Origin of the sequence: Microbispora corallina (assembly GCF_016863035.1) — a bacterium.
Lineage (GTDB): Bacteria > Actinomycetota > Actinomycetes > Streptosporangiales > Streptosporangiaceae > Microbispora > Microbispora corallina.
This window is the reverse complement of the sequence record NZ_BOOC01000031.1, coordinates 147,874-161,276: the sequence shown is the minus strand read 5'-3', so window position 1 is coordinate 161,276 and position 13,403 is coordinate 147,874. Positions and strand designations below refer to the sequence as shown.

The 13,403-nt window shown below is 72.5% G+C and carries 10 protein-coding genes and 1 pseudogene; 5 read left to right on the top strand and 6 right to left on the bottom strand.

The window, feature by feature from the left end; genetic code table 11:
- Together Mco01_RS27790 and Mco01_RS27785 are read right to left on the bottom strand one after the other, a co-directional pair.
- Complete coding sequence (locus Mco01_RS27790) at positions 1–1,221, bottom strand: RNA polymerase sigma factor (protein WP_204059808.1); 1,221 nt, start codon at positions 1,219–1,221, stop codon at positions 1–3.
- Positions 1,211–1,555 (bottom strand): YciI family protein, encoded by a 345-nt coding sequence (locus Mco01_RS27785; RefSeq protein WP_204059807.1) that lies wholly within the window; start codon positions 1,553–1,555, stop codon positions 1,211–1,213. Before Mco01_RS27785 ends, Mco01_RS27790 begins: the two co-directional genes overlap by 11 nt.
- 212 nt (positions 1,556–1,767) lie before the next feature.
- On the opposite strand from Mco01_RS27785, the gene Mco01_RS27780 reads away from it, so the two are divergent.
- The 3 genes from Mco01_RS27780 to Mco01_RS27770 all read left to right on the top strand — a co-directional run bounded on the left by Mco01_RS27780 (position 1,768) and on the right by Mco01_RS27770 (position 4,445).
- On the top strand, positions 1,768–2,217 hold the full coding sequence (locus Mco01_RS27780) for an SRPBCC family protein (protein ID WP_204059806.1): 450 nt from the start codon (positions 1,768–1,770) through the stop codon (positions 2,215–2,217).
- 33 nt (positions 2,218–2,250) lie between these two features.
- Entirely contained in the window at positions 2,251–2,751 is a 501-nt protein-coding gene (locus tag Mco01_RS27775; RefSeq protein ID WP_204059805.1) for an SRPBCC family protein, read from the top strand.
- 302 nt (positions 2,752–3,053) lie between these two features.
- Positions 3,054–4,445 carry a ricin-type beta-trefoil lectin domain protein gene (locus tag Mco01_RS27770; RefSeq protein WP_204059804.1) on the top strand — a complete coding sequence of 464 codons (1,392 nt, stop codon included), beginning with the start codon at positions 3,054–3,056 and terminating at the stop codon, positions 4,443–4,445.
- A gap of 98 nt (positions 4,446–4,543) precedes the next feature.
- Here the strand turns inward: Mco01_RS27770 and Mco01_RS27765 are convergent, their stop codons facing one another.
- From Mco01_RS27765 to Mco01_RS27750, 4 genes are all read right to left on the bottom strand, one after another.
- Positions 4,544–5,647, bottom strand: a complete 1,104-nt coding sequence (locus tag Mco01_RS27765; protein WP_204059803.1) for a hypothetical protein — start codon at positions 5,645–5,647, stop codon at positions 4,544–4,546.
- On the bottom strand, positions 5,644–9,078 hold the full coding sequence (locus Mco01_RS27760; RefSeq protein WP_204059802.1) for a WD40 repeat domain-containing serine/threonine protein kinase: 3,435 nt from the start codon (positions 9,076–9,078) through the stop codon (positions 5,644–5,646). Before Mco01_RS27760 ends, Mco01_RS27765 begins: the two co-directional genes overlap by 4 nt.
- 85 nt (positions 9,079–9,163) lie before the next feature.
- Positions 9,164–9,625 (bottom strand): SRPBCC family protein, encoded by a 462-nt coding sequence (locus tag Mco01_RS27755; RefSeq protein ID WP_204059801.1) that lies wholly within the window; start codon positions 9,623–9,625, stop codon positions 9,164–9,166.
- A gap of 213 nt (positions 9,626–9,838) precedes the next feature.
- Positions 9,839–10,393 carry a TetR/AcrR family transcriptional regulator gene (locus Mco01_RS27750; protein WP_204059800.1) on the bottom strand — a complete coding sequence of 185 codons (555 nt, stop codon included), beginning with the start codon at positions 10,391–10,393 and terminating at the stop codon, positions 9,839–9,841.
- Positions 10,394–10,509: 116 nt separating this feature from the next.
- Between Mco01_RS27750 and Mco01_RS27745 the strand changes: the two genes are divergently transcribed.
- Entirely contained in the window at positions 10,510–11,559 is a 1,050-nt protein-coding gene (locus tag Mco01_RS27745; RefSeq protein WP_204059799.1) for an aldo/keto reductase, read from the top strand.
- A gap of 87 nt (positions 11,560–11,646) precedes the next feature.
- Positions 11,647–13,074 (top strand): annotated as a pseudogene (locus tag Mco01_RS40080) (SGNH/GDSL hydrolase family protein); the annotation flags it as partial.
- Between the last annotated feature and the right edge of the window lie 329 nt (positions 13,075–13,403).

Genomic DNA, 13,403 nt, shown 5'->3' with positions numbered 1-13,403 from the left:
TCACGCGCCGGCCTGGCGGGGCTCACTCACTGCGGAGGGTGCGGTCTCGGCCACCCGGTCGGCGAGGAAGCGCTGTTCCGGCTCGGTCTGCGCGGCGCTGAGCGCCCGGCGGTACGCCTGGTGGGCCTCGCCGTCGCGGCCGGCGCGACGCAGGAGCTCGGCGCGGGTGGAGTGGAAGTACCGGTAGTGGTCGAGGTCGAGGCCGTCGAGGATGGCCAGGCCGGCCTCGGGCCCGTCGATCGCGGCCACGGCGACGGCGAGGTTCATCTCGACGATCGGCGAGCCGGTCTGCCGGGCGAGCGTCCGGTACAGCGCGGCGATCTGCCCCCAGTCGCGGGGCTCGTGCAGGTGCAGGTCGGCGATGGCGGCCTGCACCAGGTACGGCCCGCTGCGTCCGTGCGCCATGGCGCGCCGCAGCAGCTCTCGGCCCTGGTCGATCTGCCGGGCGTCCCACAGGGTACGGTCCTGGTCGTCGAGCTGGATGATCTGCCCGTCGCGCAGGCGGGCCGCTTTGCGGGCGTCGTGCAGCAGCATCAGCGCCAGCAACGCGAGGACTTCGGGTTCGTCCGGCATCAGGCCGGCGAGCGCGCGGCCGAGGTGGATCGCCTCCGCGGCGAGGTCGACACGGCCGCCGCCCCAGCCCTGGTTGAAGATCAGGTAGACCACGGCGAGGACGGCCGCCAGCCGGTCGGGCAGCTGGTGGTCGGGCGGCACGGCGAACGGGATGCCCGCATTGCGGATCTTGTGTTTCGCCCTGGTCAGCCGCTTGCTCAGGGTCTCGAACGGGACGAGGAACGCGAGCGCGATCTCGTCGGTGGACAGGCCGCCGAGGGTGCGCAGGGTGAGCGCCACCTGCGCCTCGAGGGCGAGCGCCGGGTGGCAGCAGGTGAAGATCAGCTCGAGCCGCTCGTCCGGGATGGTGGCGGAGTCGTCCACGAAAGCCTCCGGTGGCCGCAGCCCGGTCTCGATGTCGCGGGCGAGAAGCGTCGTCTTGTCGGCCAGGACCTGCCGGCGGCGCAGGTGGTCGATGGCGCGGTTGCGTGCGGTCGCGACGAGCCAGCCGGTGGGGTTGGCCGGTTCCCCGTCGCGCGGCCAGCGTTCGGCGGCGATGGCGAACGCTTCGGCGGCCGCGTCCTCGGCGAGCTCGATGTCGCCGAGTATCCCGACCAGGGTGGCCAGCACGCGGCCCCACTGGTCGCGGAAGACGGCGTCAAGCGCCACGGAAGCGTCCGTCGAGGATGGGCCGCACCTCGATCGCGGTGCCGGGTCTGGTCTCCTGGAGCATCTCCGCGGCGATGGCGAGCGCCCGGTCGAGGTTGTCGGCCTCGATGAGGATCAGGCCGGCCAGGTACTCCTTGCTGTCGATGAACGGCCCGTCGGTCAGCAGCATCCGTCCGTCGTCGTTGCGCAGCGTCGTCGCCGACTCGTCGGCGTGGAGCCGCGCCCAGCCGGTGACGTCCGGCCGGTCGAGCAGAGGGGCGAGGCCACCCGGAATGGGGCGCGACGCCCGGTCCGTGTCCTCCGGGGGGGAGTAGGCCAGCAACGCGTACTGCATATGTCCTCCTGTCGCAGGTGTGTGCCGCTTCGAGTATCAGACGAACGGCGGCGCCGTGGACGGACGGCGACCGCCCGCAGATTTTCCGGCGCGGGTGTCCGTCCGGCGTCCGGCCGTTCGTCACTGCAGCAGATCCCCCGAGAGGGGGCCCGAGCAGCCGCCCAATCGACCCGGCCGACGTCCTCGCCGGCCGGCCGACCGAAGGACCCACATTGCCTGACATCCTGCACCGAATCAGCATCGACGCCCCCTCGCAGCGGGTGCACGACCTCATCGCCGACACCGACGGCATCGCCCTCTGGTGGACCGGGCGGCCGCTCACGGGCGACCACGCCGTCGGCTCCGGCTTCGGCGTCTGCTTCGGCGACGCCGACAAGCCCGCCGCCGTGATGGAGGTCCTCACCGACACCCCCGACCACGTGGTGTGGCGGGTCACCGAAGGACCCGACAGCTGGATCGACACCCGGATCAGCTTCACGCTCCGGCCCAGGGAGGACGGCGGCACCACGCTTCTGTTCACCCATGCCGGCTGGCAGGAGGCCGGGGAGTTCATGAGCGGATGCAGCACCAACTGGGGTTCCTACCTCACCAGCCTCAAGACCGGCGCGGAAAGCGGCGCGTTCGCCGCCTACCCCGCCGGCGAGATCAGCCGCTGGGACTGAACACCGACCGACCGATCGACCGAGGAGGATTCCATGACCACCGAATACACGACCGGCACGAACGCCGCGCGGCTCGAGCGCACCTACGACGCCCCGGCGGAGCTCGTCTGGGAGCTGTTGACCACCGCCGCCGGCCTCGAGGAGTGGTGGGCGCCCAAGGGCTTCGAAAGCCGGGTGAGCGAGCTCGAGGTCAGGCCCGGCGGTCAGGTGCGGTTCACCATGACCGCGACCGCCCCGGAGCAGGTCGCGTACATGCGGGACGCCGGCATGCCGCTCTCGAGCGAGTTGCACAAGACGTTCACCGAGGTCGCGGCGCCGACCCGCCTCGCCTACGTGTCGCCGATCGACTTCGTGCCGGACCACGAGCCGTACGAGCACCTGACGACCATCGACATCGAGCCCGCCGGTGACCGCACGACCCTGGTCATGACGCTCGACCCCCTCCACGACGACACGTGGACGCAGCAGCACCGCGCCCATCGCGGCGACGAGCTCGACAACCTCGAGGCGGCGATCCGGCGACGCACCATGTGATCACTGTGTGAGGCCGTGCACGGCTCATCGACGTTCGGGAGGCGGAGCGCACTCCGCCTCCCGCCGGCTTCCGGCCTGCGGCGTTCGGAGCCGAAGAGCCGTGAAAGTTTCCTCCGCCGTGTCCGGCGGGCCGGTCCCGTGCCCAGGTCAGCGGTGGAGGGCGGGAGCCGGCCGCCCCCTCGCCGTTGCCCCGCGCCCGAACCGCGGATAGCTTCCGACGCACGTCCGACGCCCGCGGCCGGCACGTGGTCCTCCGCCGCGGTGAACGGGGCGCTCCGTCCACCGCGAGCGGATTGGCAACCATGAGAAGAAGACTGGCCTGGTCGACGACGCTCATCGCGGCCGTTCTCACGATCGCCGGGTTGCTCGTGCCCGCTCCGGCCCTGTCCGCCGCCGCGACGATCCACCCCGGTGTGCTCTGGTACGACACCGCGGGCAACCGGCTGCAGGCGCACGGCGCCGGCGTGTTCAAGGTCGGTTCGACGTACTACATGGTCGGCGAGGACAAGACGGCCGGCGCCACGTTCACCGCGGTGGCCTGCTACTCCTCGACCGACCTCGCCACCTGGACCAGGGTGGGCAACGCACTGAGCCGTCAGAGCAGCGGCGACCTCGCGGCAGGGCGCATCGTGGAGCGGCCGAAGGTGCTCTACAACTCCGCCACCGGCCAGTACGTGATGTGGGTGCACATCGACAACTCCTCCTACAGCGACGCGCGCGCCGGGGTGGCCACGAGCCCGACGCCGTGCGGGCCGTACACCTATCGGGGATCCTCCCGCCCCCTCGGGTTCGAAAGCCGGGACATCGGCCTGTTCAAGGACGACGACGGCACGGCGTACCTGCTGACCGAGGACCGCGCCCACGGCCTGCGCATCGACCGGCTCTCGAACGACTACACCCAGGCGGTGAGCACGGCGGCGGTGCTCGCCGACCTGGAGTCCCCCGCCATGGTGAAGGTGAACGGACGGTACCTGCTGTTCGCCTCACACCTCACGGGCTGGTCCACCAACGACAACGTCTACGCCACCGCCGGCTCGCCGTCCGGCCCGTGGAGCGGATTCAGCACCTTCGCCCCGTCCGGCAGCCGCACGTTCGACTCCCAGACCTCGTTCGTCCTGCCGGTCTCCGGTTCGTCCGGCACCACGTACGTCTACATCGGCGACCGGTGGAACTCCAACGACCTCAACAGCTCCCTCCCCGTCTGGCTGCCGCTCACGATCAACGGCGGCACCGCGTCGATGAGCACCTACTACGACGCCTGGACCATCGACACGGCCACCGGCACATGGGCCGCGGTGCCCTCGCAGAGCTTCTCGCTCGTCGGCGCCCAGTCGGGCCGCTGCCTCGACGTCACCGGCGGCGCCGCCGTCAACGGCTCGACCGCGCAGATCTACGACTGCAACGGCGGCGGGGGCCAGAAGTGGTCCCTCACCTCCGCCGGCGAGCTGCGCGCGTTCGGCGGCGCCAAATGCCTCGACGTGTTCGACCAGAAGACGACGGCCGGGTCCGCGGTGGGCATCTGGGACTGCAACGGCGGCGTCAACCAGAAGTGGACCCTCAACTCCAACGGCAGCGTCGTGGGCGTCCAGTCGAACCTGTGCCTGGACGTGAACGGCAACCAGACCGCCAACGGCACCAAGGTGCAGATCTGGACCTGCAACGGCGGCGCCAACCAGAGGTGGACCCGCTCCTGACCGCACCCGTACGGTCGAATACGGCTCGCGGTCATGAGCGCACGGCCGCCGTCAGCGGGACGACGGCCGTGCGCTCGGGCGGGTGGTCCCGATGTCCTTCACTTCCGCTTCACCTTGACGCTGGCATCGCCGTTGCCCTCGCTGGTGCCGCGTTTCTGGTAGTGGGCCTTCCACGTGCCGGTCTCCCCAGGGGTGAACCCGACGGTGAAGAAGCCGTTGTTGCGGGTGACGTCCGCTCCTGACGGCGAACCGTCCTTCTGCTTCACCCCGACGCTCCTGCCGGAGTAGTTCTCCCAGCTCTTGGTGTTCTTGTCCTTCTCCCGCCTCCGCCGGAGGTATCCGCTGAACACCACGTTCTCCTTCGACCCGATCGTCGAGGGGGACGCGGCGAAGCTGAAGATGCGGACGTGCAGGAACTCCGGAGGCACCCGGGCCGTGTTCCGGGCCTCCCGGCTCCGGGCGCCGCGCGTCGCGCTCGCCGCTCTCGCCTGGTCGGCGGCGAACGTCATGACCGGTCCGGGCACGTCCTCGGGGGGATCGTAGGCCGCCCGCCAGAACCCCGACTCCTCGGCCGTGACGGTCACCTCGAAGTTGCCCCTCGGCCCGGTCACCGTGTCGGTGATCTCGATCCAGGCGAAGGAGTCCGGGTAGCGGAACTCCAGCGTCACCGGCTGGTCGGCGAACCCGGCGAACTCCTGGCCGCCGCCCACCTGCACCTCCAGTGCCCCGCGCAGCAGGATCGGGGTTCCGGCGTCCTCCTCCTCGGGCGTGACGTCGAACGCCGGGAACCGGGTGGCCCGCCGGGCGTCGGGTTCCTCCGCGGTGAACGTCACCTCGGCCTCCGCCTTGCCGTACGCGAGGGAGAGCCGCCAGGAGCCGGCGGCGGCCACCGGGAGCGGGCCGTCGGCCTCCCACGAGGTCTCCTCGGGAGTCGTCAGCGCGGCGCGGAAGGCCAGCGGCGCGGTCGTCCCGTCGGGGGCGATGAGCGTTCCGGTCAGCGTCTCGTCGCGCCCGCCCGCGGTGACCGCCCGGGCCCTGACCGACGCCCTCGATCCGGCGACGAGGAGCACCGGGTCGGGATCGACCTCGGTGAAGGCGATGTGCGCGGGGACGTCGACGTCGACCGTGCCGCCGCGCAGGAGGCCGAGCAGCCATCGCAGAAAGTCGAGGAGCCGCCGCAGGAGCGTGGTGAGCCAGTTCATGACGTTGGGCAGTCCCTCCCGTAGAGCGCCAGCCGCGCGCACACGACGTCCAGCGCGGCCCGCGGGTCGATCGGATACGTGCGCAGCACCTCGTCCTCCGCCAGGCTGAGCAGCCGACGGCCGTCGGGGGTGAACGCTAGTGAGAGGACGACGCCCGCCTGCATCCGGTACGGCGTGCCCAGCGGCCGCCGCGACGCCACGTCCCACAGGCTCACCTCGCCGCTTTGACCGCCGACGGCGAGGTATCGGTCGTCCGGTGAGAACGCCAGCGCCGTCGCCTCGTCACCGGGCATGGCGAGCTGCCCGATCCGCGCATGGGTCGTGGCGTCCCACAGGGCGACGCCCACGTCGCTGAACCCGGTGGCGATGATCGCGCCGCTGTGGCTGAAGGCCACCGACCTCACGCCCGTTCCGCTGGCCCCGAAGGAGCCTGCGGCGCTCCGCCCTCCGGTCAGGGACACCAGGGCGTTGTGCTCGCTCCCGACGGCCAGCGCCGTGTCGGCCGGGTCGAAGGCCATCGCGTCCGCGCCGGGCGGCCCGGGCGACGGCCCCGGCCCGGGAACCCGGCTCCAAGGGAGGGCGGACGATCCGCCCGTCGCGACCGCGGTTCGCCAGATCTCCACGGGCCCCCAGGCGTCGTCGCGGGCCGGGGCGACGGCGAGGTAGCGGCCCGACGGGCTGAAGGCCAGTCCTCTGGGCCACATGCCCGGCGGGCGCCTCAGGCGGGTGAGCACCGTGGGGGGCCACGTCACGAGGTCCCAGACCGTCACGTCGGGCGAGGCCAGGGCCCCCGTCGCGAGTGTCCGCCCGTCGGGGGAGAAGGCGAGCGCCAGCCCTTCGGCCAGGGCGACGGCCGCACCACGGCGGGTGTCACGCAGCCATACGCGGGTGCCGTCCGAGTAGGCGGCGAGACGGCCGTCCGCGCTGAGCTGGCCGCTCGCGATCCCCTGCGCCGTGCCCGAGGAGCCGGTGAGGTCGCCGAGGGAGATCGTCACCACGGACCCGTCGCCGCGCAGATAGCTCAGGGTGCGGTCGCCGGGTCCGACGGTCGCGGTCAGCCCGCCGCCGGAGTCGTCGAGACCATAGGAAAGGAGACTGCGGCCCGTGACGGCCGACCAGACGCCGATCGCCGACCAGTCGAAGGTGAGCAGCAGCGCGCCGTCGGGGCTGAACTCCATGCGCGCGGCGGCCGCGCCTTCCAGGACGACGTCGGCGCCATCGGGACGGTGAATGCGCACCTGGTCTCCGGCGCAGACGGCGACCGCGCCGCCGGGACCGAAGGCGACGGCCGCGCCCCTGCCTCCGTCGGGTGCGTCCACGGGCGCGCCGGTGGCCAGGTCCCAGAACTCGAACCGCCGTCCGGTGACCATGGGTGCGGCGAACCGGTCCGACATGGCGACGGCCTTGACGTCCGGGCCCGGGCGGTCGACGACCAGGCGGCCCGAGCCGGGCTCCCACACCTGCCAGCGGCCCGCCTTCACATCGACGATCGCCAGGTATCGGCCGCCGGGACTGAAGGTCAGTTCGCTCCCGCCTCTGCCGAAGGCGGGTCCTGCGGGGCGCGACGTGGTGAGGTCCCAGGTGGTGACCGTCGGGCCGGCCACGGCCAGCACCCGGCCGTCGGGGCTGAAGGCGGCAGCGGTCACCGCGCCGCCGGGGATGTCCACTTCGGCGACCCGCCGCCGTGTGCGGACGTCCCACACCGACGCCCGGCCCGAGTCGGCGATCGCCAGCCGCCGCCCGTCGTGGCTGAGCGCGAACACCGCGGCCCCCGTCACGTTCGACGGCCGGAAGACGTCGTCCTCCAGCTGGGACACCGAGCCGTACAGGGCGGCCCTGGCCTCCAGCACCGGGGCGAGCCGCCAGGCGCGCACGCTGAGTGTCATCGCGCGCAGCGGGTCGTCGGCGCGCGCCGTCTCGGCCTCCGCCGCAAGGGCGCGGGCCAGGCCGATGTCACGTTCCCGTACGGCCTCCGCCCGCTGCGTGACGGCGACGCCGCCGGCGGCGAGCGCGATGACCAGCAGCCCCGACAGGGCGGCGGTGATCTGCCTGCGGCGCCGGTCGCGGATCCGGCTGTGGGCCAGGCCGGCGTCGAGGAAGGCGCTCTCGACCAGATTGAGCGTGACGTGCTGGCGGCCGGTGGCGGCCCAGCTGAGCGCGGTCTCCAGGGCACTGCCCTGGTAGAGGTCGGCGGTGCGGCGGCCGTGGGCGTCCCAGTGCTGGGCGGCGGCGCCCAGGCGGCGGTGGACGCGCAGCCCGTCGCGGTCGGCGTCGATCCACTCACGCATCCGGGGCCAGGCGCGCAGCAGGGCGGCGTTGGCCAGCGAGACCGTCTCGCCGTTGCGGACGACCAGCTCCGCGCGGACGAACCCGGTCAGGACGCGTTCGAGGACGGGCGGGTGGACGACGCCGTCGTCGAGTTCGTCGGAGCGGACCTGGCGCAACATGTCCTCGGCGCCGTCGCCGGGCATGACCATCCGGAGCATGATCTGGGGCACGAGCGCCTGGTCGGTGCCGCGCAGGCGCCGGTAGACCTGCTCGGCGACCGATTCGAGGGGCGGCGGCGACAGCTGCGCCGGAGGTCGTATCCGCTCGGCGGCCCTGCTGCCCTCGGCCAGCAGCGCGTCGGCGTTCAGCCCGCGGCCGCCGACGAGCGACAGCAGCAGGGACCGGGAGGTCGGACGGTCGCCGGGGTCCTTGGCGAGCGCCGCGGCGACGAGATCGCGCAGCGGCTCCTGGAGGAAGGACACGTCGATGTCGGCGGCCAGGATGCGGTGCAGCAGCGCGGCCAGGTTCTCGCCGTCGAAGGGGTCGCGGCCGATGGCCGCGTACAGGACGACGGCGCCCCACGCCCAGACGTCCACGGCGGGCCCGGCGCGCTGGCCGACGACGGTCTCGGGGGCCATGAAGGCGGGTGTGCCGGCGACCTGGCCGGTCGGCGTGAGCGACATCTCGGAGGTCCGCGCGATCCCGAAGTCGATGACGCGAGGGCCGTCGGGGCCGATCAGGATGTTGTCGGGCTTGAGATCGCGGTGGATCACCCCGGCCTCGTGGATGGCGGTCAGCGCGGTGGCGATGCCGGTGGCGAGCCGGCGCAGGTCATCCGGGCCGTAGGGGCCGCCGCTCTCGACGGCCCGGCGCAGGCTGGGCCCGCCGACGTACTCGCTGACGATGTAGGGCCGGACGCCGTCGAGCTCGACGGACAGGACGCGGGCCGTGCAGAACGCCGCCACCGCTCGGGTGGCCGCGGCCTCCTTCGCGAACCGGCCGCGCAGCTCGGCCCCGGCGCTCGGGTGCAACACCTTGATCGCGACACGCCGCCCGGACGCGTCGTACCCCTCGTAGACGACGCCCTGCCCGCCCTCTCCCAGGCGGCCCGCCAGCCAGTACTCACCGAGCTGGCGCGGATCGCCGGGGGCAAGGGCGGGCATAGCACCGATGGTGCACCGATTGCCCGGTCGCGTCGAGGCTGCCCGCCCCGACCCGGTCCGTACGGCGGCGCTCCAGCAGTGATCCCTAAGGGGTGGTCGCCTCGGCCTGGCGGCGGATCGCCGCGAGCAGGCGGCGCATGCCGAGCACGTGGGCTCCGGTGCCGATCACCAGCATGCGGTAGCCGCGCCCGGCGGCGCCCGGGAAGGCGGCCCGGCTCTCGGCCCGCAGCCGGCTGCGGCCCGGCCCGAGCGGCTCGATCCGGAACACGAGGGTGTAGTCCGAGAAGCGGTGCCGCCCGGCCAGCGCCAGGTCTCGTCCGGGTACGGCCGACATGACCCGGAAACCCGGCACGGTCGAGCCCTCGGCGGGCGGCCAGGGCCAGGCCTCCGCACACGGCTCGGCTCCGACCATCCGGGCGTAGCGGGCCGAGGAACCGCGCGAGAAGGACCGGCCGAACACCTGGGCCGCCGCCTGCCACAGCGCCTCGGGCCCGGCGGCGACGGTGATCGTGTGCTCGTCCAGCCAGGGCAGCGGGTCGTCCGACATCAGGCCTCCACAGCGGCTCGGTCCGGCGGTGCGCCGGGACCATCCTCCCAAGCATCGCCGCCGCGATATCGGGCGCCCCGCCTCTCCGCCGCTGCTCAGCTGTTTCGATCGCGGAATCGGGCAGGCTCGCGTCACGGGTAACCCGTGCAGCACATCCTCCGCGCCGGGACCGCCCGCGCCCGGGGGAGATGTCCGGCCGGCGGATGTCGCCCCCTATGGGCGGAAGCCGTCGATCGCCATCTCCAGCAGGCGGTCGGCCTGGGCGGCGCCGTCCGGGTCGTCGGGGGTGCGCCACAGGCAGCTCAGCAGCATGATGACGTCGGCGGGGTCGAGGCCGGGGCGCACCTCACCGGCGCGTTCGCACGCGTCGAGGAGCCGGCCGACGGCGGCGGTGACGGGAGCGTACGTCGCGCCGACGACCTCCTGCGCGGCGGCGGTGTGCAGCGCGTCGCCGAGGCCGTGCTTGAGGCGCACGTAGGCGGCGAGGGTGGTGAACCAGCGCCGCAGCGCGTCCAGCGGCGTGTGGGCGGCGAGGAGGTCCGGCACGGAGCCGACGAGGCGGCTCACGTCGTGCCGGTACACCTCCAGGATCAGCGCCTCGCGGGTCGGGAAGTGCCGGTAGAGCGTGCCGGCGCCGACGCCCGCGCGTTTGGCGATCGAGTTGAGCGAGGCGTCCCCCGACTCGGCGAGCGCGTCGTGGGCGACCTGAAGGATCGCCTCCCGGTTCTTCAGCGCGTCGGGGCGCTGCGGCGGCGCGGCGTCGGGCACGTGGTCCTCCTGCGTGCGGGCGGTCGTCCGATTGCGATGCGGAGAGTTCTCCGCTAACGTCTCGGGAGTCATCCGGAGAGTTCTCCGCTTTTTCGTCCCCCACTGTAGGAGCCCGCGTGCGCTACATCAAGCTCGGCCGTACCGGCCTCGACGTCTCCCCGGTCGCCATCGGCGCCATGACGTACGGCGAGCCCGGCCGCGGCCACCCCGTCTGGTCGCTCGACGAGGAGGCCGCCCGCCCCCTGATCCGGCACGCCCTGGAGGCCGGCGTCAACTTCTTCGACACCGCCAACCTGTACTCGTACGGCTCCAGCGAGGAGATCCTCGGCCGCGCCCTCAAGGACTACGCACGCCGCGACGAGGTCGTCATCACCACGAAGGTGCGCCACGCCATGCGCCCGGGGCCCAACGGCAAGGGGCTGTCCCGCAAGGCGGTCATGACCGAGATCGACGACAGCCTGCGCCGCCTCGGCACCGACCACGTCGACGTCTACATGATCCACCGCCTCGACGACGAGACGCCGCTGGAGGAGACCCTGGAGGCCCTGCACGACGTGGTGAAGTCCGGCAAGGCCCGCTATCTCGGGGCGTCCTCGATGCACGCCTGGCAGTTCGCCAAGGTCCTCCACCTCCAGGAGCGCCACGGATGGGCCCGGTTCGTCACCATGCAGGACCACTACAACCTGCTCGCCCGCGAGGAGGAACGCGAGATGCTCCCGCTCTGCGCCGACGAGGGCGTCGCCACGATGGTGTGGAGCCCCCTCGCGCGCGGCCGCCTCGCCCGTCCCGCCGACCAGGCGAACGCCACCGAGCGCGCCGCCACCGACGGCGCGTACGCCGACCTGCTCTACACCCGCGCCACCGCCGACAGCGACCGGGCCATCCTCGACGAGGTCGGCGCCGTCGCCGACGCCCGCGGTGTCACCCGCGCCCAGGTCGCCCTCGCCTGGCTGCGCCGCAACCCCGTCGTCGCGGCCCCCATCGTCGGCGCCCGCACCATTCAGCAGATCGACGACGCCGTCGCCTCCCTCGACCTCGACCTCACCGACGAGGAGGCCCGCCGCCTGGAAGCCCCCTACACCCCTCGCTACGACTTCCAGGGCATCTCCGACGAACGCGAACTCGAGCGCGTCAAGGCCGGCATCCCCGGCTACGCCAACCTCTGACACCACAGCGGCGGCACGCCGCCGGCGGGACGGGCGTTTCCGGCTGTTCACTCCGCGGCCACTGATCCATGACGCGGGCGCGATTTCATGACCTTGCCTCTCGTGATCAGTTGGAGGAACCGTGTCCGCTCGCACCCGGAGATTGGGCAGGGTGGCGGTCTCCCTGCTCGCCGCCCTGACTCTGTTGCTCAGGCCAGGCCTGGAGCCGATGGCCCACGCTGCCACCCCCACCACGATCACCATGGAGTTCCCCTCGCCGAGGGCTTCCAGCGCACCGAGGTCGCCGACTGGGTCGACGACCTCAACACGCGCCACGCCCTGCTCAGCGACTCGATCAAGGAGGAGCTCGAGAGCAGTCCGGTGGAGGTGCCGGACGCCCCGCCACGCGAGTGGGTCGCCTTCGACGGCACCATCGCCCTGACCGGCGCCGGCCTGTCGATCACGATCGAGACGGACGAGGCGCTCACCAACGCTACGCAGTGGCAGACCTTGCTGATCGCCATCGGCGCCCTGGCGGCGAACCTGGGCTCGCGGACCCTCTGCCTGTTGTTCTTCCTCTCCCTGGGCCCGGTGGGAGTGCTGGCCAAATCGGTGTGCGCGGGGCTCGGCGCCTTCATGGGCACGTTCGTCGACGGCGCGCTCACCATCGCCGTCAACAAGACCTCCAGTGACCTCGCCTGGTCCAACCTGCTCATCCGCTCACTCGTGTACGGCCTCGGCGCCGCCGCGTGGGAGGCCGCCCTCGGGCCCTTCATCGACGTGAGCGGCCAGGCGATGGTGGAGAAGGCCGCCGCCACCTTGCTGGCCTGGGGGCAGAAGCTGCAGGGCTGGTGGTGGACCTCCGCGTTCGGGCGCACCGTCGCCGCCCTGTCCGGCAACCTGACCGCGTACGCCCCCGGCGTCAGGGGCAGTTTCTGGGACGCGGCCCGGCGGGCCGGCTTCACGACCGGTGGCGTCCAGCTGCGGGTGCTGCCGCTGGGAGACTCGATCACCTACGGCGTCGGCGGCACCCCGCCCGGGACCGGCTACCGCGCGAGCCTGTGGAACCAGCTGGCCGACGACGTGGAGACGCTCGACTTCGTCGGCTCGGTGAAGACCGGCCAGCTGCCCGACACCGACCATGAGGGGCATCCGGGCTGGCGGATCAGCCAGATCGACAGCCTCGTGAGCGACTGCACGATCCGTCGCTACCGGCCCAACGTCGTCACCCTGCACATCGGGACCAACGACATGGCGCAGAACGACAACGTCGCCACGGCGCCCGACCGGCTCCGCGCGCTGATCGACAAGATCACCGACATCTCGCCGTCCACCACCGTCTTCGTCGCCACCCTCATACCGTCGACGTCTCCGGTGACGAACGCGCGGATCCAGCAGTACAACGCGCAGATCCCGGCGATCGTCACCGGCCTGCGCAACGAAGGCAAACGGGTCCGGGCGGTCAGCATGAGCGCGGTCACCACGGCCGATCTGGTCGACTCGCTCCACCCCGGCAACACCGGCTACCGCAAGATGGCCGATGCCTTCGCCCGTGCGATCACCCTCGCCAAGAACGAGGGGCAGCTCGCGCCGCTGCTCCCGGGCGACCCGGGAGCGTGCGACCCCGACCCGTCCGTTCCTCCGCCGGCCCCTCCGACACCCACGACCCTGGACGGCTGGAAGTGGGCCGGGGAGATCGCCTCGGGCGTCGGTGCGATCGCCGAGTCGGTCAGGTTCGCAGACCTGAACGGCGACGGGCGCGACGACTACCTCGTGGTCGACGAGCAGGGGAAGGTCCGCGCCTGGTACAAGAAGCCGGGCAGCGGCTGGGAGGAGAGGGGGAGATCGCCTCCGGCGTCGGCGCG

Bases quoted from the DNA above. Each gene is read 5' to 3' on its own strand.
- Mco01_RS27770 (WP_204059804.1), top strand. From the start codon at position 3,054: ATGAGAAGAAGACTGGCCTGGTCGACGACGCTCATCGCGGCCGTTCTC.
- Mco01_RS27755 (WP_204059801.1), bottom strand. From the start codon at position 9,625: ATGTCGGACGACCCGCTGCCCTGGCTGGACGAGCACACGATCACCGTC.
- Mco01_RS27785 (WP_204059807.1), bottom strand. From the start codon at position 1,555: ATGCAGTACGCGTTGCTGGCCTACTCCCCCCCGGAGGACACGGACCGG.
- Mco01_RS27765 (WP_204059803.1), bottom strand. From the start codon at position 5,647: ATGAACTGGCTCACCACGCTCCTGCGGCGGCTCCTCGACTTTCTGCGA.
- Mco01_RS27775 (WP_204059805.1), top strand. From the start codon at position 2,251: ATGACCACCGAATACACGACCGGCACGAACGCCGCGCGGCTCGAGCGC.
- Mco01_RS27760 (WP_204059802.1), bottom strand. From the start codon at position 9,078: ATGCCCGCCCTTGCCCCCGGCGATCCGCGCCAGCTCGGTGAGTACTGG.